Source organism: Maribacter sp. IgM3_T14_3, from assembly GCF_049603095.1.
GTDB lineage: Bacteria > Bacteroidota > Bacteroidia > Flavobacteriales > Flavobacteriaceae > Maribacter.
The window spans coordinates 1,412,832-1,434,230 of sequence record NZ_CP187138.1 but is presented as its reverse complement, the minus strand read 5'-3'; the positions used below and the strand labels follow the sequence as shown (position 1 = coordinate 1,434,230).

Here is a 21,399-nt window from a genome sequence, read left to right as displayed (position 1 = left end):
GGAATAAAAAATTTAATGAATAAATTTATAATAGTAATAATAGCCATGTTGCCTTGGTTTGCTTTTTCACAGGAAAAGGTAGAAGGTGTGGTATTAGATTCTGAAGGATCTAATGCATTGATACTTTCGGGTGCAAATGTCTATTGGCAAGATTCCCAAACGGGAGTGGTGACAGATTTTGACGGTAAATTTTCAATTCCGTTTAAAAAGGAATTTAATAAATTAATAATTAGTTATGTCGGTTTTGAAACTGATACATTAACTATAAATGAACCAAAGACAATTCGCGTAAGTTTAAAACCATCTAATGAATTAGATGAGGTTGTGGTACAACAAGAGCGAGATGCAATACAGAAGACGTATTTCAGTCCGCAGAACGTTATTACCGTTAATAGTGCAGAATTGTTAAAGGCTGCTTGTTGTAATTTGGCGGAGAGCTTTGAAACGAATCCGTCTATTGATGTGAATTTGTCTGATGGGTTATCGGGCACCAAACAAATACAGATGTTGGGTTTAACTAGTCCGTATTTATTAATCACACAAGAAAATATTCCTATGGTTCGTGGAGCATCACAAGCATACGGATTAACGTTTACACCTGGTACTTGGATCGAGAGTATTCAAATTACAAAGGGTGCAGGTAGTGTTGTTAATGGTTATGAAAGTATATCGGGACAAATAAACACAGAACTGGTAAAACCATTAACTGATAATGCTGTTTTTGTAAACGGATATGCCAATCAAAACGGGCGTTATGAGCTGAATACTCATTTCAATAGAAAATTGACTGACAAGTGGAGTACAGGGTTATATATTCATGGAAACAAGAGGACGCAAAAAGAAGATAATAATGAAGACGGATTTTTAGATGCGCCATTAGGAGAGCAAATTAATGTAATGAACCGTTGGCAATATCAAGATGCAGAAAAGGGTTGGGTCAGTTTTTTTAATGTTCGTTTTTTAAATGATGAAAAGCAAGTAGGGCAAGTAGATTTTAATCCTAATACAGATAGAGTAGACGGTAGTAATAGATCATTGAACGCAGCCGAAGTTCCTGCACTGAGCGGAGCCGAAGTGTGGGGTAGTGAAATTAATACACGTAGGTTCGATACTTCATTAAAACTGGGTTATGTTTTTCCAGAATTGCCCTTTCAGAGTTTAGGCTTTCAAACATTGTACAGTTTGCATAAGCAAGATTCCTATTTCGGCTTTAGAACCTATGATATCAACCATGAAAGTTTGTATAGTAATTTGCTTTTCAATTCTATAATCGGCGATACTAGAAATAAGTTTAAAACCGGAATTACCTTTGCTTATGATGGTTATGATGAACTGGTTACGTCAACAGATTATTCTAGAGACGATACATCGGTAGGGGCATTTTTTGAATATAGCTATGAGAATCTAGAAAAAGTAAGTCTTACAGCCGGTTTACGAGTAGATAACCATAATAGATTGGGAACTTTTGTGACACCTAGATTTCATATAAGATATACCCCATGGGAAAAAGGTAGTCTTCGTGGATCATTTGGTAGAGGTAAAAGAGCTGCAAATATTTTTGCTGAGAATCAGCAGTTGTTTGCATCTGCAAGGCAAATTAATATTGATGATGCAGGTGGTAAAGTATATGGGTTAGATCCAGAGGACGCTTGGAATTACGGAGTAAGCTTTTTACAGGGATTCAATTTTTTAAATAAAAAAGGAGATATTTCGTTGGATTATTACATCACCGATTTCAAGAATCAGGTAGTGGTGGATTGGGAAAATCCGCAAGAAGTTTCTTTTTATAATTTAGATGGAAATAGTAGTGCCAAGAGTTTTCAAGTTGAGGTGAATTACGAGCTATTAACCCGTTTAAATTTCAGAACATCATATAAGTTTTATGATGTGTCAACAGATTATAATTCTGAAAATTTACAAAAACCCTTATTGGCTCAAAACCGCTTTTTTGCTAACTTAGGGTATGAAACCGAAGCAAAGGAGAACGGTGCACAATGGAAGTTCGATTATACCTTACATGCTTTAGGTAAAATGAGATTACCTGATACCAGTGTTAATGAGCCGGCGTATCAATTAGGCGAATATTCATCACCCTATAACTTGATGAATGCCCAAATAACCAAGGTATTTTCTAATACTATAGAGGTATATATAGGTGGTGAGAATTTAACAGGAGTACAACAAAATAATCCGGTATTAGGGGCAAATGATCCTTTTGGACCCAATTTTGATACCACCATAGTATATGCGCCAATTATGGGAAGAATGTTCTATGGCGGATTCAGATTTAAAATTCAGTAATTAACGATTAATATAAAACTATGAAAGCAACGATTTTATCAATCGCAATGATGCTAATTGCGGTAGTAACTTATGCGCAAGACAAGAACAAAAAAATGACTTTTGACGTTAATGGTAAATGTGCCATGTGTAAAGAGCGTATAGAAGAAGCTGCATTAAATGTAAAAGGTGTAAAATATGCCAATTGGGATATACCAACACATCAATTGGCTATTATCATGGATGAGCGTAAAACCGATGCCATGAAGATTAAAACAGCTATCGTTGCAGTTGGTCATGATACCAAAGAATTAAAAGCGACAGATGAAGCGTATAACAGTGTTCACCCATGTTGTTTGTATAGAGAAGATAATTCTGATGATGGACAACACCATGAAAATAAGCAATAGTAATTGCTTTTATTTGGGTGTAATTTCGAGTTGAAAATCGGTTAATAAATTTTAGTTAATTTTTTGCCAACGTGATTATCACGAATCAAAATCTGAAATACATTAGCTATAGATTTATCTTAAATTCTATAACCATGGCACAAGCAAAATCAGCAGGGAAACCAGCTGCAAAACCTTCTCCAGCAAAAGCTGGAAAAAAGGCTGCTCCAAAAGCTGCTCCTAAAAAGAAGTAGTCAAGTTATTGCCTTTAGAAGGCGATACCGTTTGGACGACAAAACCACCTTCTGTAAATAAAGAAGGTGGTTTTTTTGTTGGTGAAATTAAAAAACACAAATGTCAATTAATGGTAATTTTAGCTTTAAAATTAGTATTCCACCGATTCTTTTAAATTAAAACTTATCAAAGAAAATTACAATTGTAATTGATTTATTGGAGTTGACTAAGTAAAATGTATGAGAAAATTAGATTGTTTAAAATATGAATTACGATAGTTAATGATGTGTTTTGGTATTTATGTCCAATAAAGGAAATTCCTAAACTTACAATTAATATAGATAATGGATTTAGCACTAAAAAGTGTGATGTAGACCAAAATAAGCCATTTAATACCCATCCAAATTTTCCCCACCTTTTTTCCTGTAAAGGTAATATAAATCCTCTCCAATATAGTTCTTCAATGACCGCCCCCAGAGTCATAACTATTGGTAAACATATACTAATAAAAACACCTATTTTAATATTTGGGTCAATTGGAACAGGTGAAGTTAGGTAGGAGTCAAAAACAAAAAAATCTGGACTGTGCATAGCCAATAATCCTTGTAAAGAAAGAAGTATTAGATAAGTTAATAAAGAAATTATTATCTCCTTAAATTTTAATTTTTTTAATCTAAGCCTAGTTGAAAAATCCAGCGCAACTTTAACTCGTTCATACCTGTACAATATAAATATTGTAAGAGATGTCAAAAAAATAAAAATTATGGTTGGAGCAAGTATAAGTAAATCAGATTCTATTGATAATTTGATCAAAATTTCAATAAAAAAAAAATTACTTAAATACACAATAGCAATAATTAATAAAAGAAAGAAAATATCAATTAATATTTTCTTTCTTTTTGAAACTTCTATCATTTTATTATCTAAAGAAATTACAATTTAGAAATTAGTTACAACCGTTGTTATTAACCATCTGATTATTCGGCAAATTAGGATCAAATTGAGGATTCATAATATTAGGGTTTATTGGCCCAGTATTAACTGGAAGCATACGACTTACACCTATTTTTATGCCCAACCAAGCTAATTCTGCTTGTTTCCCGATAGCGTCACCAACAGCGCCAATCCCATTTGATATTGCGCTTACTGCTGGGGAATTCATAACATTGTTTATCGAACTTTCCATTGAAGATGCGATGCCATCTCCGTTTATTGGAATATAATAGCCACCACAACCACCGCCACCACCGCTACCACCATCACCTTCTTGGAGGTTGTAAGGTATAGATGTAGGGCCTCGCCATCCATGAGGTACGCCGCCTTTAACTTTTAACAACTCTGCTGTGCCAACCTCTTCAAAGTCGTTCAAGCTTAATTTTTTTGTTTTCATAATTTTAACATTTTATATTAGTTAATAATACTAAACTTACAAATAATATATTTTACAACATGAAAATAGAGGAAATTTCGATAAAAAATACCTACAGCCCCCATATAAATGAAGTTATTGAGAAAAAACCTAATTGGTTAATTCGTTATGGCATAGGTGCCATGCTTTTTTTCTTGGTTCTGTTCCTTATTGCGGCTTGGATGGTTAGATACCCAGATGTTATTATTGGTAAGGTAAATATAACAACGCCCAAACCACCGATTGACCTTGCTGCGAGGGTAAATGCGCCTATTGCTAAAAAATATGCTTTCTCAGAAAATGATACGGTTTTAAAAGGTGACGCCATTCTTTTATTGGAAAGTACGGTGTCTAACAACCAAGTGCTACTGTTGTATAAACATATTGATACAGATTTGGGATCTAGACTAACCAAAAATGCAGAAATATGGTTGGATAGTTTAGGTAGTTTACAGCCTTTTTATAATGCTTTTGCTCTTGCAATGCTTAATCTTGAAAACTATGAACTGGACAAACCGCACGAACAAAGAATACTAGCACTTAATAATATTTTATCAGGTAATACTAAAGGATTAAAATTTTCGAACAACTATCTAAAAAGCAGTCAAAAAGATTACGATTCTAAAAAGATAGAATTTAAACGTTACGAAGCGCTTTATAAAAAGGGCGTTATTAGTGCTTCTGAATTTGAACAAACCACGCAAACATTATTGCAGAAAGAAATGGGCTTTGCCAATGATAATAAGAACCTGAATATGGCACGAATGTCCATTGCAAACATACAACGTGAAATTATGGAGCTAGAATTGCAGAAAACGGAATATGAACAACAGCTACAAGCTACTTATATTAGAGCTAAAAATGAAATTAAAACGCAATTAGAGCAATGGGAGTATCAATATATAATTAGGTCTCCAATAAATGGCCGCCTTTCCTTTTTTAACGAAATGAACGAGGGAGATTTCGTTACCGCTGGTGAACGTATACTTACTATTATCCCTTTTCAAAAACAAGAGATTTATGCCCTAGGTATGTTTCCTGTTGAAAATTCAGGTAAGGTAAAAGTGGGCAATAAGGTTGTTTTAAAGTTGGATGCCTACCCCTATCACGAGTACGGTACTATAGAGGGCAACATTAAGCGAATTTCTGAAATACCTGTAGAAAACGCTTACAGTATTGTTATTAATTTACCAAATGGATTACAAACTAACTACGAAAAAAAGATACTTTTTAAACAACGATTAAGTGCAACTGCCGATATAGTAACCAAGGAGCAAAGCGTGTTACAGCGAATATTCTATCAATTTGAAAACATTTTTAAAAACTGAATCTTTAGTCTTATATGTCAAAATTTAAAATATATAAACAATTTGATAAGATGGACTGTGGTCCAACATGCCTTCGCATGGTAGCCAAGCATTATGGTAAAGATGTAGCCTTGGATAAACTGAGGGAGTTAAGTTTTATAACGCGTGAAGGGGTTTCTTTAATGGGCATTTGCCATGCTGCGGAAAGTATAGGCTTAAAATCTATAGGTACTCGCGTTGACCTGTCTACTATAGTAAAAAAAGTGCCATTACCCTGCATAATACCATGGGGTAGTATGCACTTTGTAGTGTTATACAAAACAGATAAAAAGTATGCCTATATAGCAGATCCTGGCATGGGTATTATTAAAATTTCTCACGTTACACTTAAGAAGGAATGGTGCAAGGATCAAGAGGATGGTATAGCACTTTTATTGGAGCCTACGCCAAAATTTTACGATTTGGAAAACGAGCAAAAAGCTACGTTCTCTCATTTTTTAAAATATTTCATTCCCCATAAGAATTTGTTGATTCAAGTTCTCTTTGCGATTATATTTTCAAGTCTAGTAAGTCTTCTTACTCCGTTTATAACCCAGTCCGTCGTAGATATAGGAATTTTAGGAAGAAATATTAATTTTATCTATCTAGTACTTATAGCTCAATTGATGCTTACCATTGGTAGCACTATAATATCATTTATCCAGTCCTGGATCTCGCTTCATTTGAGCATTAGGATAAGCCTTGCTTTCGTGATTGGTTACGTGGCAAAGTTAATGACTATGCCCTTTACTTTTTTTGAGTTAAAGACCGTTGGTGATATTATGCAACGTATTGGGGATAATTCTAGAATTGAGAATTTTCTTAGTCAATCTATGTTTTCTGTAATTGTTTCCATTTTTAATTTTATTATATACACCTGTATTTTAGCCTATTATAATTATCAAATTTTACTGATTTTTTTAGTGGGAAATGCATTGTATATTGGATGGATAGTGCTGTTTTTGAAAAAAAGAAGGGAATTTGACCATGAAGGCTTTAAAATTGCAGCAGATAGCGAGAACAAAATTTTACAACTATTTTATGGTGCACGAGAAATTATACTAAATAATATTGAAAAGGAAAAGCGTTGGGAATGGGAGAGAGTGCAGGCAAATAGCTACGAACTGCAGAAAAAGGTACTCCTTTGGGGGCAGTTCCAATCTTCGGGTGCATTGATTATAAATTCAATTGTAGGTGTAATTATAAGTATTACTGTTGCCACATCTGTTATAGAGGGAGCTATGACATTGGGTATGATGATGTCTGTACAGTTCATTATGGGACAGATACAGGCACCGTTAAGTTCGTTTCTGGGGCTGGCGCACTCCTATCAAGATGCAAAAATCAGTTTAGAGCGATTGAGCGAAGTCATAAATATGGAGAAGGATACTTCAGCAACCTATAAAGCCCTGCCGAAGAACAGCGGTATTATTTTGGACAATGTTTCCTTTCAATATGAAGGACCACACTCCCCAAAGGTGCTAAATAACATAAGGTTAGAAATTCCGTATAATAAAACAACTGCTATTGTTGGTGAAAGTGGTAGTGGAAAGACCACTTTGTTAAAACTGTTGCTTAAACTATACCAACCTACAGATGGTGCTATAATGATTGGGAATGTAAATCTTAAATTTTTAGAGGATTACCATTGGCGTGAAAATATTGGCGTGGTAATGCAGGACAACTATATTTTTGCAGATTCAATTATCAATAACATTACGCTAAAGACCTATGAGTCTATATCGTTAGAGCGTGTTTTAAAAGTAACCGAACTTGCTAATATTGGAGATTGGATCGTAACACTTCCCTTACAATATCAAACTAAGATTGGAGCAGAAGGGGTGGGCTTGAGTCAAGGTCAAAAACAACGCTTATTAATTGCTCGCGCACTTTATAAAAACCCAGAATTTGTTTTCTTAGATGAGGCTACTAATTCATTAGATTCAAAAAATGAAAAAGCGATTATTGAGAATTTGGGTGCTGCCACTGAGAATAAAACAGTTGTAGTTATAGCTCACCGTTTAAGCACCGTTAAAAATGCAGATAAAATAGTTGTGCTGGAGAATGGAATAATACAAGAGGAGGGTACACATGAAGAACTTCTTAGTAATAAAGCTCAATACTACCATCTAATTAACACACAATTATCTTGATTATGTTTCAAAAAAAATCGGATTCTATTGCTGGTGTCTTATTCGAACTTTTCAAAAGTTTAGATATACAAATAACCGCAAAGTCTATTCAGGGCAAACTGTTGCAACATCCCCACTATCCTTCTCTTTTTTCAATATCGAACACCATAAGCAATTTTGGAATCGAAAATAAAGCGGTTAGAATTACTTCGGAACAGTTGGAACAAGTTGAAACTCCTTTTTTGGCTACCACAAAATTTGATGAAACCATTTTAGTAAAATCTGTTGAGACATCCACAATAAGCTATTATACCCATAATGGCGGAGATGAAAATTCGAGTATAACGGCCTTTTTGGAACTTTGGAACAACATGGTCGTTTTGATGGATAATGAATCGAAAGTTGTAGAGAAGGACTATAGCCAGAAAAAAAATTATGATAAACTAGTGCAGTTGCGACCGCTAGTGGCTGTAAGTGCCATGTTTGGTTTGTTCCTTGCTATCTCTTTCTCATTTGGTTTGGGATATCAACTATTGTTTCTTTTACTTAAACTTGGAGGTCTTACGGTATCGTTGCTTTTAGTTTCAAAAGAAATACTAACAAGCAAGGAATATAGCTTTTGTAAAGCTGGAAAAAAAATAGACTGTAATGAGGTCTTGAATTCTCCTGCTGCTCAAATATTTAGTTGGCTTTCCATGACAGATCTAGGATTTTTATATTTCTCTGGCACATTATTGGCACTTATTAATTCTTCTTTGGTTGATACAGATATATCGGATTCGTTATTACTTGAAATTATTTTATTAGCTTATTTATCAATTCCTTATACTATTTATTCGTTAGTGTATCAAGCATTTAAAATAAAAAAATGGTGTATCCTTTGTCTCGGCATTATTACCGTTTTATGGACAGAAGCAATAGTTGGATATTTTTACATTACTAGTTTTTATCCTGATATAAGTTTTCAAATAAAAGGCGTTTTGATGCTGATTATTTCCCTTTTGATTCCAACCATAATATGGATGTATTTAAAGAATGTTTTAATAAAGGCAAACCGTTTTGATGACTTGCGTTTTTCATTTTTACGTATTACAAATAATATTCAGGTATTTCAATTTTTACAACAGCAAGAAAAGGAAGTGGATATGGAGTTAAAACCATTTGAAGTTGTAATAGGTAATATAAATACTCCTAATACAATTGTTTTGGCATTGAACCCGTTTTGCCCTGCGTGCGGCAGGGAATATAACGCGGTGCAGGAACTACTTCTAAAACAGCCAACTTTCGCAAAAGTTGTTATTCGTTTCGTAGGGAGCATAAATAGTAGGGAAGATTCAAAAAATTATATAGCCAGTATATTAATAGCTCAGTATAAGTTAGGAGAGCATGATTTTAACGCTTTATTGAGCGAATGGTTCAATACGGATAATCGAAATTATTTTGCTAAAAAATATGAATTACAGTTATCAGAAGAGGTTATTAGAACTTTAGAGCATCATTATGTTTGGTCAGATAAATTACGTATTTCTATTACCCCTACAGCTTATTTGAATGGCAAGAAACTACCTGAAAAATATACTGTTGATGATTTAAACTCTATTTTGAGTATGAATTATTAAAAGGTTTTTTTGTTACTCATATTTGCCACAAAAAAAACCGCTCTTGATATTTCAAGAGCGGTTTTAATTTTAAAGTCCCCTTTTAGGATTTGGGGGCTTTTACATCATTCCTGGCATACCGCCACCCATTGGTGGACCTGCGGGAGAATCTTCTTTGATGTCAGTTAAAGCACATTCAGTAGTAAGGATCATACCAGCAACAGAAGCTGCATTTTCTAATGCTACTCTAGTTACTTTAGCAGGATCAATAATACCAGCTTTCATCATATCAACATATTTTTCTGATTTTGCATCGTAACCGAAATCTCCTTTTCCTTCTAAGATTTTTGCGATTACTACAGAGCCTTCACCACCTGCGTTAGAAACGATTGTTCTTAAAGGGGCTTCAACGGCGCGTGCTACAATCTGTAAACCAGTTGCTTCATCTTCATTTTCGGTCGCTACTTTAGATAGAACAGATTTTGCTCTTACTAATGCAACACCACCACCAGCTACGATACCTTCTTCAACAGCCGCTCTTGTAGCGTGTAATGCATCATCAACACGGTCTTTTTTCTCTTTCATTTCAACTTCAGAAGCAGCACCAACATAAAGTACGGCAACACCACCAGCTAATTTAGCCAAACGTTCTTGAAGTTTTTCTTTGTCGTAGTCAGATGTAGTCGTCTCGATTTGAGATTTAATCTGATTAACTCTTGTTTTGATATCTTTTGCAACACCACCACCATTAACGATAGTTGTATTGTCTTTATCGATTTGTACTTTTTCACAAGTACCTAACATATCAAGCGTAGTATTGTCTAAAGAGAAACCTCTTTCTTCAGAAATAACAGTACCACCAGTTAATATGGCGATATCTTCTAACATTGCTTTTCTACGGTCACCAAAACCTGGAGCTTTAACAGCAGCAATTTTTAAAGAACCTCTTAATTTGTTCACTACTAAGGTAGCCAATGCTTCACCATCAACATCTTCAGCGATAATCAATAAAGGCTTACCAGATTGAGCAACTGGTTCTAGTACAGGAAGTAAATCTTTCATTGAAGAAATCTTCTTGTCGAACAATAAAATATACGGATTCTCTAATTGAGCTACCATCTTTTCAGAATCGGTAACGAAATAAGGAGAAAGGTAACCTCTATCAAACTGCATACCTTCAACAACATCAACATACGTATCTGTTCCTTTAGCCTCTTCAACAGTAATAACACCTTCTTTACCAACCTTACCGAAAGCCTGAGCGATTAATTCGCCAATAGTTTCGTCATTGTTAGCAGAAATTGAAGCAACTTGCTTAATTTTTTCAGAAGAATCACCAACTTTTTTAGCTTGTTTAGCTAAATCGGCAACGATAGCTTCAACAGCTTTATCGATACCTCTTTTTAAATCCATTGGGTTTGCACCTGCAGCAACGTTTTTCAAACCTTCTTTAACGATAGCTTGAGCTAAAACAGTTGCAGTAGTTGTACCATCACCAGCTAGGTCATTGGTTTTAGAAGCAACTTCTTTTACCATTTGAGCACCCATGTTTTCTAATGGGTCAGCTAATTCAATTTCTTTTGCTACGGTAACACCATCTTTAGTTACTTGTGGTGCACCAAATGATTTACTGATAATAACGTTTCTACCTTTTGGGCCTAACGTTACTTTTACAGCATTTGCCAATGCATCAACACCTCTTTTAAGACCGTCTCTTGCATCTATATCAAACTTAATATCTTTTGCCATTTCTAATTTTATTTTGATTTTTGACTTTTGCACAGGGCATAAAGTCAAGGAAATTATTAATTATTAAATGAAAATTTAAAGGCTAACGGCTAAAAGCCATAAGCCAATTGCTATTTATATTATAGCAAGAATATCACTCTCTCTCATCATCAAGTAATCGGTACCTTCTAATTTTAATTCGGTTCCGGCATATTTTCCGTAAAGAACGGTATCACCAACTTTAACGGTAACACTGTCATCTTTTGTTCCAGGACCTACTGCTACAACTTTACCTTTCTGTGGTTTCTCTTTTGCAGTATCAGGAATATAAAGTCCAGACGCAGTCTTCGTTTCAGCTGCCATCGGCTCGATAAGAACTCGGTCTGCCAATGGTTTGATATTAATTTTAGCCATAATTATTATATTTTAAATTGATTTTTAGTTTCGTGGAAATATAAGGGCAGAAATTATGCCATTGCCTATTTACTGACAAATTGTAAACAAAAAATGCCAGCTTGTCATAAGCTGGCATTTTTAATATAATGTGGTAATAATTTTATAAGCTATCTGAAGGTGTAGCATCATTAGTTACGGGTGGTGTTACAGCCTCTGGTAAGGTTTCTGGAACCACAGTTTCTATGTCATCACCTTGTAATAATTTAGAATCTGCATCACCGTAATTACCTTTAAGGGCAATGTTAGATGCTAAGATTAAAACTATTAACAAACCTGCTAGTGTCCATGTGCTCTTGTCTAAAAAGTCACCTGTTTTTTTAACTCCACCAACAACTTGGTTGCCTCCCCCACCAAAAGAAGAAGAAAGTCCGCCACCTTTTGGATTTTGTACCATGATCACCAACACTAATAATAGGCAAACGACAATGATAAGTATCAGGAAAATTGAAAATGTACTCATTCTAAATTATTTATTATCTTTTCGTAATTTCTCTACCGCCTTAATTCGGTCTGCAAAGAAACTACTTTTTTCTGGATATTTCAAACTTAAAATTTTGTAAGCCTGAATTGCATTTTTATACTTTTTTTGCTCTAGATAAACCCTTGCTAAAGTCTCTGTCATCAGCTCATTATGATCAATTCTTGAAGACTTGGAAAGGTCAATAACTGTGTTCACCTCTGTAGGTACGATTTTAGGGTTCGAGGCTATAAACTTGTCTATTCGGTCGTATTTTTTCTTAATTGCTTCACTTTTAACCTTGGTTTTCTTGACAGGTTTTACAGCAACTATTGGTTCTTTTGCCTTTTGTAAGGTCTTTTCTACTTTACTTTCTTTTGCCTGAGTTGGTGGCTGAATTATTTTCTCTTTAATTGAGTTAATGGTATCATCTTCAGATTTTTCCAAAGGTTTTTTAGAGGCTAGACTTAACCATTCTGAAAAAGAATATTTCTCTTTGGCATCGAAAGTTAAAGGCTTACCAATATCAAGAGCATTTTCTTCTTCGGTATTGGTTGGGTTTTTAGATTGAAATAATTCTGGATCAAGTATTTGATCGGCATCATGTTCATCTTGTGGCAACGGTCTATCTTCAGAAGGCGTAATTAACGGTATAATTGCAGCTTCTTCTTTGATTGCAATAGTATTCTCTTCTATTTCTGAGGTTTCAATTTCAGCGCTGGTGACTTCAATATCTGTTAAGATTTCTTCTGCTGGCACTTCGATAGCTTCAATCTCGACTACAGTATCTTTAATTTCGACAGGTGCCGTTTCTTTTATTTCCTCAGGTTCTTGAGCTGGCACGACAACTTCGATTTTTTCTATTTCAGTAACCTTTTTTGTTGAAATATCGGCATCATACTGTAAAAAATCTTTAGAGGTTATAAAATCAAAAAGTACATCTCTATCGGTTGTAAATGCAGCCGTTGTTTTAAGAGCTTTGTTGTATTTGTAGCTATTTAGATTTTTAAGACCTTTTAAATGCAGTGCTCGTGCAGCTTGAAAATAAGGATATTCGGCAATAATATCTTCTAGGTGTTTTGTATGTATAGGTTCTACCACTTTGGTAGGGTGTTCTAGAAAATATGTAAAGTCCTTAACGTTCATGTAATTTACCAATCTGCCAATGAGGCGTTGAAAATATCTTGTGTTAGCCTCTCGAAAATTATTTCATGGGCTTCACTCTTAATGCTCGCCAATTGTGTGTCTGCCGGATAATCATAAAAGAAAGAAAAACTTTGATCAAATGCGGCATCTTCTTTTAGTTGATTGTAAAAACGGACTTTTACTCGAATCGAAAGTCTGTTTTGAGCAGCTGTTTGAGCAGCTGTAGCAGACATTGGTGAAATTTTATATTCTGTTATTTCGCCCTCGTATAATAAATGTGGATTGCCAGAAGAAATAAGATCTAAGCTGGTCTGATTTAAAATTCGATCTTGTAGTGCTAAAGTAAAATCTCTATCTACACCCGGTTCAAATGTAGAACCCGGACTCTGAGTGGCATAATTTTGAAAATAGGTGACTTGAAATGTTTTGGCTTCGCCAACATTGCCACCGGTAAAATTATAAACACCGCAGCTTAAAAATAAGATGATGGGTAATATAAATAGAATAGATTTTTTTAGGTATCTCATTGAAATAGGATTCATTTAAATTAAAGGTCGTACTGTTTTATTTTGCGATAAAGTGTGCGCTCAGAAATACCTAATTCTGTGGCTGCAGCCTTTCTTTTTCCTCTATTCCGTTCAAGAGATTTTTTGATCAATTCTACTTCCTTCTCTTGTAAAGATAGGGTTTCTTCTTCTTGAATTTCTTCGGCAAAATGATATTTATCTTCGTAAGAATCTTGAATTATAGAAGCTTCCTCTTTTTTAGGTTCTGGTAAATGTAAAAGATTCCTTGGCTTTTCTTCTTGAGAATCATGGTCGATATCGGCATCTTCGTCATCTTCGTTACCGTAGATTTTACGAATCAAGTTTTCATTATCTTTTTGAACCTTCTCAGAGTCATTATTTTTCAATAACTCCATCGTTAGTTTTTTAAGGTCGTTGAGGTCACCTTTCATATCGAACAAAACCTTATAGAGTATTTCTCTTTCGTTGCTAAAATCGCTGTCAGATTTTGAATTAGAGACTACGGCAGGTAAGTTACTCGAAGTATTATTTGGTAAATATCCATGTAAAGTCGAAGCCGAAATCGCTCTGTTTTCTTCTAGAACAGAAATTTGTTCTGCAATATTTCTTAACTGACGAATGTTGCCTGGCCATCTATATTTAATTAATAACGATACTGCATTATCATCTAATCTTATCGTCGGCATTTTATATTTCTGACTGAAATCTGACGCAAATTTTCGGAACAATAAATGAATATCATCTTGGCGTTCACGCAATGGCGGAATGTTAATTTCTACCGTACTTAATCGATAGTATAGATCTTCGCGAAAACGCTCTTTTTTGATTGCCTCGAACATATTAACGTTCGTTGCTGCTACAATACGAACATCGGTTTTCTGTACTTGCGATGATCCGACTTTTAAAAACTCACCGTTTTCTAGTACACGTAAAAGTCGTACTTGGGTAGTTAACGGTAATTCACCAACTTCATCTAAAAATATGGTACCACCATCGGCAACTTCAAAATAGCCGCTTCTAGTTTGCGTAGCACCTGTAAAAGCACCTTTTTCGTGTCCGAAAAGCTCACTGTCAATAGTGCCTTCGGGTATTGCGCCACAGTTTACGGCGATATATTTGGCATGTTTTCTATGAGAAAGTGAATGAACAATTTTCGGAATAGATTCTTTACCAACACCACTTTCACCAGTAACTAAGACCGAAATATCTGTAGCCGCAACTTGCATTGCTTTTTCTATAGCTCGGTTCAATTTTGGATTTTGCCCAATAATTTCAAAACGTTGTTTTATACTTTGTATGCTTTCCATATAAAATGGCTGCTAAATTTAGTTATTGTCAGAATACCCAACAGCAACACCTTTTAAGGTTGCAGAAGTGCAGTCGTTAATTTGTACGTTTACAAAGTCACCAACCTTGTAATTTTCTTTCGGAAACACTACTACGGTGCTTTGCGTGTTTCTTCCCTTCCATTCGTGTTCCGATTTTTTAGAAGTTCCTTCTATTAAAACCTCTTGAATTTGACCGACATGCTTTTCTGTTCTAAACTGACAGTGACTTCTCTGTAAAGCAATGATTTCAGAAAGGCGTCTCTTCTTTGTAGCTTCAGGTACATCATCTTCCATTTTTCTACCGGCCATGGTGCCAGGTCTTTCAGAATATGAATACATAAATCCGAAATCATACTTAACATGCTCTAGGGCTTTTAAAGTAGCCGCATGGTCTTCCTCTGTTTCTGTAGGGAATCCGGTAATAATATCTTGAGAAATAGAGCAGCCAGGTAGAATTTTTCTAATTTCATCTGTCAGTTCAAAATACTCTTCGATGGTGTGTAAGCGATTCATTGCCTTTAAAATACGGTTACTACCGCTTTGTACAGGTAAATGAACGTGGTTACAAATATTTTTATGCTTGGCCATGGTTCTAATCACCTCCAAAGTCATGTCTTGCGGATTCGATGTCGAAAAACGAATACGCATTTTTGGATTTGCCAATGCGACCATTTCTAAAAGTTTAGAAAAGCCGATTGCCGTTGCTTTTTGCATATCAGAAGCATTCTCAAAATTTTTCTTGAGTCCGCCACCATACCATAAGTAACTATCTACATTCTGTCCCAGCAGCGTAATTTCTTTGAATCCGTTTTCAGAAAGCTCTTTTACTTCTACTAAAATAGATTGTGGGTCTCTGCTACGCTCACGACCTCTGGTAAATGGTACAACACAAAATGTACACATATTATCACATCCTCTGGTAATAGAAACAAAAGCTGTCACTCCGTTTGTATTTAATCTTACAGGTGCAATATCGCCGTAAGTTTCATCCTTAGAAAGAATAACATTTACCGCATCTCTACCAGAATCAACTTCTTTTATCAAGTTGGGTAAATCTTTATAGGCATCTGGCCCAACGACCATGTCTACTATTTTTTCTTCATCTAAAAGCTTGTCTTTTAGACGTTCGGCCATACAACCAAGAACACCGACTTTTAAATGTGGCCTCGTTTTTTTTACCTTATTATACTCTGTTAATCTTTTGCGTATCGTCTGTTCTGCTTTATCTCGAATAGAACACGTGTTTACAAGTACTAAATCGGCATCTTCTAACGTTTGGGTGGTGTTAAAACCTTCGGTCGCTAATATAGATGCTACAATTTCACTGTCGGCAAAGTTCATGGCGCAACCGTAACTCTCAATGTAGAGATTACGCTTGTTCACTTCTTTTCCTTCAACTACCAAAGTTGTGCCCTGCACATTTTCGTCTATGGTTTTCTCCATTTTTAAAATACGTTGCAATAAAATATTTTGGATGGCAAAGATACTATTATAATCAAAAATATGACAAGATGACATGATTATTTAGGGTTTGTTTATGCTTTCTACACCAAAATTATTTAGTTTTATCACCAATTATAACCACCGATACTTATGAATTTAGAAAACTTGACGCAGCACATTAAGACGAAACCAGATTTAGAATTTGGTACCATATTCAGTAGGTCTATAGACCTTTTTAAAAAGGTATGGTTGCAGGGCTTTATTATTTTGCTCTTGACATTCGTTGTAATACTCCCATTTTATATTGTTTTGTACATACCTATGATCGCTTTGGGTTTAACTGATCCAGAGGCACTTCAGCATAATGAGTTGCCACCAATGGCTATTCTTTTTCCTGTTTTTGCGATTGGGATCGCCACTTTTGCTTTGGCATTAAATGCAGCATTTTTAAAGATGTGTAGAGAAAAAGATTTGGGAAAAGAATCTGGCGATGATTACTTCTACTTCTTCAAAGAAGGGCGTTTAGGTAAGGTCTTTATTCTTGCTTTGTATACAATCGGACTCTCGATTCTAGGGGCACTTGCCTGTGGTGTTGGTATGTTCTATGTTATGGTTCCGGTTTCATTGATTCCGGCATTTTTGGCATTTTCGAATGATCTTTCTCCGTTAGAAATGGTGAAGGCTAGTTTTACCTTGGGTAATAAAAACTGGTTGGTCATATTTGGTTTAGTGATCATTTCGGCATTTGTAGCACAACTAGGCATTTTTTTATGTTGTGTAGGAGTATTGTTTACAGCAATGCTTGGTAAAGTGCCTACCTATTATATGTATAAAGACGGAGTTGGTTTTAACGCTGTAGAACAAATTTCAAACTATTGATAACGCAACTATTACGTGTTTCTTCATCTTATAATTGCAACCAGTAAAATTATATACCATGAAGAATTTTGTTTTTCTTTTTTGTGATATTGCATTATCTGCATTTGTTTCGTGTAATGATGATGGTCCGTATGAAGATTACTTAGTGGCAAGACCAATCGTGCAAGATGCAATATCGTTTAAGTCAGAAGCTGTCGATGTAGTTGATCCTATACCAATTGTTTCGTCAGGTAAAATATATGCTTACCAAGACTATATTTTTGTAAATGATATAAATCTAGGTCTTCATGTTTTGGATAATAAGAATCCGTCAGCACCAGAAAGTATTGCTTTTATAAAGTTAGAAGGCAACTTCGATATTTCTATAAAAGACGATAAGCTGTATGCCGATAGTTATGGCGATTTGGTAATTTTTGACATATCAGATATTACAAATATTACCATTCAAAGCAGGATCGTGAATGCCATATATAATAATGATGTATGGCTTTCGAATATAGAATATCCTCAGGCAGATTTTTATGAATATGGCGATATCGATTATAGTAGAGATATTGTTATAGGCTGGGAGGTAAACACCGAAAGAAGATCGGTAGAAGAGTATGAGTCTAGGTACAATTGTGATAGTTGTCTTGTAGATTCTGCTGAAAGTTTTAATGATAGTCCGCAGCCAAGCACAGGTCAAGGCGGGTCTTTGGCACGTTTTAAAATCATAGGCGATTATTTATATGTAGTAGATTATAGTAATATCAATATTTTTAATATTGCCGATGCCGAAGATGTAAAAGTTTTAGATGATGTTCAAGTAGCTTGGGATATTGAAACGATTTATAGTCAGGGAGATATTTTATTTATTGGTGGTGCCCAGGGAATGTATATTTATGGAATAGAAGATCCTGAAAATCCCGAATTTATTTCAGAGTTTAGACATGGTACCGCTTGTGACCCAGTCGTTGTCGATGGCGATTATGCTTACGTAACTCTAAAAGGAGGAGGTTTCTGTGGAAATACCGAAAGTGGATTGTATGTGATCGATATCTCTAATCTTGAGAATCCGGAATTAAAAGTAATTTACCCGATGGATGGCCCAAACGGATTAGGGATTAAAAACAATACCTTATTTATATGTGATGGAGATTCGGGCTTAAAGGTGTATGATAAAACAGCTGCGCCAAATATAACATTGGTCAATACTTTCGAAGATATCATTGCTTATGATGTAATACCGTTGGCATCATCATTATTAATGATCGGTGATCGCACATTGTATCAATATGAATATGTTGATAATGACATTAGGTTGCTAAGTACCTTTCAATTGTAAGAATAATAATAGGTTAAAAAAAGGGAAGCTAGTTTAGCTTCCCTTTTTTTATTTCAGTGTCCTAATTGGTTTGTGGCTTGTGATATAGCTTATATAATAATCATGAATTATTTCAATTTATTGGCTAAACTCTATTGAAATATGGGAAAAAATAAATTCCTGAAATTCCAAAGTTTAATTTTTAGTATACATTTGTAAGTATAAACAAGGTTGATGGCGAAAAATTTAGTAATTGTTGAGTCTCCTGCAAAGGCAAAAACTATAGAGAAGTTTTTGGGAAAAGATTTTAAGGTTGAATCGAGCTTTGGTCACATTGCCGATTTACCTTCAAGTGAGCTGGGAGTAGATGTCGAGAACGATTTCACACCGAAATATATCGTAGATAAAGATAAGCAAGCTTTAGTGAAAAAGCTTAAAAGTCTTGCAGATAAAGCAGAAACGATATGGCTCGCGAGTGATGAGGATCGAGAGGGTGAGGCTATTTCTTGGCACTTGGCCGAAGAGCTAGGTTTAGACAAGAAGAAGACAAAACGTATCGTTTTCAACTCGGTTACAAAGGCTGCTATTCAAAAAGCAATTGAAAATCCGAGGGAAATAAATTACAACCTTGTAAATGCACAACAGGCAAGAAGGGTATTAGACCGTTTGGTTGGGTATCAATTATCGCCAGTGCTTTGGAAAAAAATTAAACCGGGTCTTTCTGCCGGTCGTGTTCAATCTGTAGCCGTAAGGTTAATTGTTGAGCGAGAAAGAGATATAGAGGGTTTTGAGCCACAAGCGTCATTTAAGATTGCGGCAGAGTTTCAAACAGAAGAAGGCAGTGTTTTTTCGGCTAAGCTGAATAAAACTTTCGACACAGAAAAAGAAGCAAAAGCATTTTTAGAAAAGAATAAAGCTGCTAATTTTTCGGTAAGTAAGTTAGATAGAAAACCTGCCAAGAAATCACCATCTGCACCGTTTACAACCTCTACTTTACAACAAGAGGCATCAAGAAAATTATATTTCTCTGTAGGTAGAACCATGCAAGTCGCCCAACGTTTATACGAAGCGGGTTTAATTACGTACATGAGAACAGATAGTGTTAACCTTTCTAACGAAGCGTTGACATCTGCAAAAGAAGCCATAGAAAAGAACTACGGTAAAGAATATAGCGAAACAAGAAATTTTACAGGTAAGTCTAAAGGCGCTCAAGAAGCACACGAAGCAATTAGACCAACTGAGATGGATAATCAATCTCCATCATTAGAACGTGATCAATCTAAATTGTACGACTTAATATGGAAACGTACGGTTGCCTCTCAAATGAGCGATGCTCAGTTAGAGCGTACCAACGTAAAAATTAAGGCGAGTAAACATTCAGAAGAATTTACTGCAAATGGTGAGGTTATAAAGTTCGATGGTTTCTTGAAAGTGTACATGGAAGGTGTAGATGATGAAGATATTGCCGAAGAACAAGAAGGCATGTTACCTGCCATGAAAGAAGGTGAGCGTTTGTTGAATAATTATATTTCAGCGACAGAACGTTTTACAAGAGCACCATATAGATTTACAGAAGCATCTTTGGTTAAGAAATTAGAAGAGCTTGGTATTGGTAGACCATCTACTTATGCACCAACAATATCTACCATTCTTAACAGAGGTTATGTTGAAAAAGGTACTATAGAAGGTACTGAGCGTAAATATCAGCAATTGGTATTGGCGGCAGATAAAATAGAAGAAAAGAACCTGACAGAAAATGTAGGTTCAGATAAAGGTAAAATGGTGCCAACAGATATAGGTATAATCGTTACCGATTTCTTAGTCACAAATTTCGCCAATATTTTAGATTATAATTTTACTGCACAGGTCGAAGAAGATTTTGATGAAATAGCTTCTGGTGATGAAGACTGGAAGAAGATGATGAAGAATTTCTACAAAGATTTTCATCCGAATGTGGTAGATGTAGAAGAAAATGCCGAACGTGCAAGCGGAGAAAGAATATTAGGTAAAGATCCTAAAAGCGGAAAACAAGTTTCTGTGCGTTTAGGTAGATTCGGCCCAATGGTTCAAATAGGTACTGTTGATGATGAAGAGAAACCAACATTCGCAAGTTTATTACCAGAGCAATCACTGAATACCATTTCGTACGAAGAGGCAATGGATCTTTTTAAACTACCAAGAAAATTAGGAGTTTATGAAGGTGAGGAAGTATTGGCCAATGTAGGTCGATTTGGACCATATGTAAAATTCGGAGAGAAATTTATTTCTATGGATAAAGGCGAAAGTGCTTTTGAAATTGAAATGGATAGGGCAATAGAACTTATTGTAGCAAAACAGAAAGCCGATGCGCCAATTGCCATGTATGAAGACATGGAGGTTACTAAAGGTACCGGTAGATTTGGACCGTTCATTAAGTGGAACGGTATGTTTATTAATGTGAACAAAAAGTACGATTTTGATACGTTATCAAATGACGACGTTATAGAACTTATCGAGGTCAAAAAGCAAAAAGAAATAGTTAAGGTTATACAAAACTGGGAAGAAGAAGGCATCCGTATCGAAAAAGCGAGATGGGGTCGTCATAATGTCTTAAAAGGTAAAATAAAGGTAGAATTGGCAAAAACTGTCGATGTTACTAAAATGACTTTAGAAGAAGCTCAGAAGTTGATCGAGGCAAAGACTCCGAAGAAAAAAACTGTAAAGAAAAAGGCAAAAGCTAAACCTAAGTCAAAAAAGTAATTTAAT

17 protein-coding genes are annotated in these 21,399 nt (G+C 35.2%); 8 read left to right on the top strand and 9 right to left on the bottom strand.

Annotated features, from left to right (window positions below; translation table 11 throughout):
- Nucleotides 1–15 precede the first annotated feature (15 nt).
- Nucleotides 16–2,301, top strand: a complete 2,286-nt coding sequence (locus ACPF9A_RS06495; protein WP_424002755.1) for a TonB-dependent receptor — start codon at nucleotides 16–18, stop codon at nucleotides 2,299–2,301.
- Between the two features lie 20 nt (nucleotides 2,302–2,321).
- Nucleotides 2,322–2,690, top strand: coding sequence for a heavy-metal-associated domain-containing protein (locus ACPF9A_RS06490; protein ID WP_424002753.1), 369 nt, complete (start codon nucleotides 2,322–2,324; stop codon nucleotides 2,688–2,690).
- A gap of 426 nt (nucleotides 2,691–3,116) precedes the next feature.
- Here the strand turns inward: ACPF9A_RS06490 and ACPF9A_RS06485 are convergent, their stop codons facing one another.
- Nucleotides 3,117–3,818 (bottom strand): CPBP family intramembrane glutamic endopeptidase, encoded by a 702-nt coding sequence (locus ACPF9A_RS06485; protein ID WP_424002751.1) that lies wholly within the window; start codon nucleotides 3,816–3,818, stop codon nucleotides 3,117–3,119.
- A gap of 31 nt (nucleotides 3,819–3,849) precedes the next feature.
- On the bottom strand, nucleotides 3,850–4,272 hold the full coding sequence (locus ACPF9A_RS06480) for a hypothetical protein (protein ID WP_424002749.1): 423 nt from the start codon (nucleotides 4,270–4,272) through the stop codon (nucleotides 3,850–3,852).
- Nucleotides 4,273–4,352: 80 nt separating this feature from the next.
- Here ACPF9A_RS06480 and ACPF9A_RS06475 point away from each other — a divergent pair, with 80 nt between their 5' ends.
- Genes ACPF9A_RS06475 through ACPF9A_RS06465 form a run of 3 tightly spaced genes read left to right on the top strand, consistent with a single transcriptional unit; the run spans nucleotide 4,353 to nucleotide 9,408 of the window.
- Nucleotides 4,353–5,639, top strand: a complete 1,287-nt coding sequence (locus tag ACPF9A_RS06475; protein ID WP_424002747.1) for an HlyD family secretion protein — start codon at nucleotides 4,353–4,355, stop codon at nucleotides 5,637–5,639.
- Between the two features lie 14 nt (nucleotides 5,640–5,653).
- Entirely contained in the window at nucleotides 5,654–7,810 is a 2,157-nt protein-coding gene (locus ACPF9A_RS06470; protein WP_424002745.1) for a peptidase domain-containing ABC transporter, read from the top strand.
- A 2-nt stretch (nucleotides 7,811–7,812) separates the two neighbouring features.
- Nucleotides 7,813–9,408, top strand: coding sequence for a vitamin K epoxide reductase family protein (locus ACPF9A_RS06465; protein WP_424002743.1), 1,596 nt, complete (start codon nucleotides 7,813–7,815; stop codon nucleotides 9,406–9,408).
- 99 nt (nucleotides 9,409–9,507) lie between these two features.
- Here ACPF9A_RS06465 and groL read toward each other — a convergent pair whose 3' ends face one another.
- The 7 genes from groL to miaB form a co-directional block, all read right to left on the bottom strand.
- Complete coding sequence (gene groL / locus ACPF9A_RS06460; protein ID WP_424002741.1) at nucleotides 9,508–11,136, bottom strand: chaperonin GroEL; 1,629 nt, start codon at nucleotides 11,134–11,136, stop codon at nucleotides 9,508–9,510.
- Between the two features lie 114 nt (nucleotides 11,137–11,250).
- On the bottom strand, nucleotides 11,251–11,529 hold the full coding sequence (locus tag ACPF9A_RS06455; RefSeq protein WP_424002739.1) for a co-chaperone GroES: 279 nt from the start codon (nucleotides 11,527–11,529) through the stop codon (nucleotides 11,251–11,253).
- 142 nt (nucleotides 11,530–11,671) lie between these two features.
- A complete protein-coding gene (gene secG / locus ACPF9A_RS06450; protein ID WP_424002737.1) occupies nucleotides 11,672–12,031 on the bottom strand; it encodes a preprotein translocase subunit SecG in 360 nt (119 codons plus the stop codon).
- Between the two features lie 6 nt (nucleotides 12,032–12,037).
- Complete coding sequence (locus tag ACPF9A_RS06445; RefSeq protein ID WP_424002735.1) at nucleotides 12,038–13,174, bottom strand: hypothetical protein; 1,137 nt, start codon at nucleotides 13,172–13,174, stop codon at nucleotides 12,038–12,040.
- Between the two features lie 5 nt (nucleotides 13,175–13,179).
- Complete coding sequence (locus tag ACPF9A_RS06440) at nucleotides 13,180–13,701, bottom strand: LptE family protein (RefSeq protein WP_424002733.1); 522 nt, start codon at nucleotides 13,699–13,701, stop codon at nucleotides 13,180–13,182.
- A gap of 20 nt (nucleotides 13,702–13,721) precedes the next feature.
- Nucleotides 13,722–15,008, bottom strand: coding sequence for a sigma-54 interaction domain-containing protein (locus ACPF9A_RS06435; protein ID WP_424002731.1), 1,287 nt, complete (start codon nucleotides 15,006–15,008; stop codon nucleotides 13,722–13,724).
- An 18-nt stretch (nucleotides 15,009–15,026) separates the two neighbouring features.
- Complete coding sequence (gene miaB, locus ACPF9A_RS06430; RefSeq protein ID WP_424002729.1) at nucleotides 15,027–16,472, bottom strand: tRNA (N6-isopentenyl adenosine(37)-C2)-methylthiotransferase MiaB; 1,446 nt, start codon at nucleotides 16,470–16,472, stop codon at nucleotides 15,027–15,029.
- A 150-nt stretch (nucleotides 16,473–16,622) separates the two neighbouring features.
- Here miaB and ACPF9A_RS06425 point away from each other — a divergent pair, with 150 nt between their 5' ends.
- The 3 genes from ACPF9A_RS06425 to topA all read left to right on the top strand — a co-directional run bounded on the left by ACPF9A_RS06425 (nucleotide 16,623) and on the right by topA (nucleotide 21,393).
- Nucleotides 16,623–17,351, top strand: coding sequence for a hypothetical protein (locus ACPF9A_RS06425; protein WP_424002727.1), 729 nt, complete (start codon nucleotides 16,623–16,625; stop codon nucleotides 17,349–17,351).
- 58 nt (nucleotides 17,352–17,409) lie between these two features.
- Nucleotides 17,410–18,675 (top strand): LVIVD repeat-containing protein, encoded by a 1,266-nt coding sequence (locus ACPF9A_RS06420; protein ID WP_424002725.1) that lies wholly within the window; start codon nucleotides 17,410–17,412, stop codon nucleotides 18,673–18,675.
- A 213-nt stretch (nucleotides 18,676–18,888) separates the two neighbouring features.
- Nucleotides 18,889–21,393: a type I DNA topoisomerase gene (gene topA, locus ACPF9A_RS06415; RefSeq protein WP_424002723.1), complete on the top strand. Its 2,505-nt coding sequence runs from the start codon at nucleotides 18,889–18,891 to the stop codon at nucleotides 21,391–21,393.
- Nucleotides 21,394–21,399: the final 6 nt, after the last annotated feature.

Coding starts and splice junctions, on each gene's coding strand:
- ACPF9A_RS06495 (WP_424002755.1), top strand. CDS start 16: ATGAATAAATTTATAATAGTAATAATAGCCATGTTGCCTTGGTTTGCT.
- ACPF9A_RS06490 (WP_424002753.1), top strand. CDS start 2,322: ATGAAAGCAACGATTTTATCAATCGCAATGATGCTAATTGCGGTAGTA.
- ACPF9A_RS06485 (WP_424002751.1), bottom strand. CDS start 3,818: ATGATAGAAGTTTCAAAAAGAAAGAAAATATTAATTGATATTTTCTTT.
- ACPF9A_RS06475 (WP_424002747.1), top strand. CDS start 4,353: ATGAAAATAGAGGAAATTTCGATAAAAAATACCTACAGCCCCCATATA.
- ACPF9A_RS06470 (WP_424002745.1), top strand. CDS start 5,654: ATGTCAAAATTTAAAATATATAAACAATTTGATAAGATGGACTGTGGT.
- ACPF9A_RS06465 (WP_424002743.1), top strand. CDS start 7,813: ATGTTTCAAAAAAAATCGGATTCTATTGCTGGTGTCTTATTCGAACTT.
- groL (WP_424002741.1), bottom strand. CDS start 11,136: ATGGCAAAAGATATTAAGTTTGATATAGATGCAAGAGACGGTCTTAAA.
- ACPF9A_RS06455 (WP_424002739.1), bottom strand. CDS start 11,529: ATGGCTAAAATTAATATCAAACCATTGGCAGACCGAGTTCTTATCGAG.
- secG (WP_424002737.1), bottom strand. CDS start 12,031: ATGAGTACATTTTCAATTTTCCTGATACTTATCATTGTCGTTTGCCTA.
- ACPF9A_RS06445 (WP_424002735.1), bottom strand. CDS start 13,174: ATGAACGTTAAGGACTTTACATATTTTCTAGAACACCCTACCAAAGTG.
- ACPF9A_RS06440 (WP_424002733.1), bottom strand. CDS start 13,701: ATGAGATACCTAAAAAAATCTATTCTATTTATATTACCCATCATCTTA.
- ACPF9A_RS06435 (WP_424002731.1), bottom strand. CDS start 15,008: ATGGAAAGCATACAAAGTATAAAACAACGTTTTGAAATTATTGGGCAA.
- miaB (WP_424002729.1), bottom strand. CDS start 16,472: ATGGAGAAAACCATAGACGAAAATGTGCAGGGCACAACTTTGGTAGTT.
- ACPF9A_RS06425 (WP_424002727.1), top strand. CDS start 16,623: ATGAATTTAGAAAACTTGACGCAGCACATTAAGACGAAACCAGATTTA.
- ACPF9A_RS06420 (WP_424002725.1), top strand. CDS start 17,410: ATGAAGAATTTTGTTTTTCTTTTTTGTGATATTGCATTATCTGCATTT.
- topA (WP_424002723.1), top strand. CDS start 18,889: ATGGCGAAAAATTTAGTAATTGTTGAGTCTCCTGCAAAGGCAAAAACT.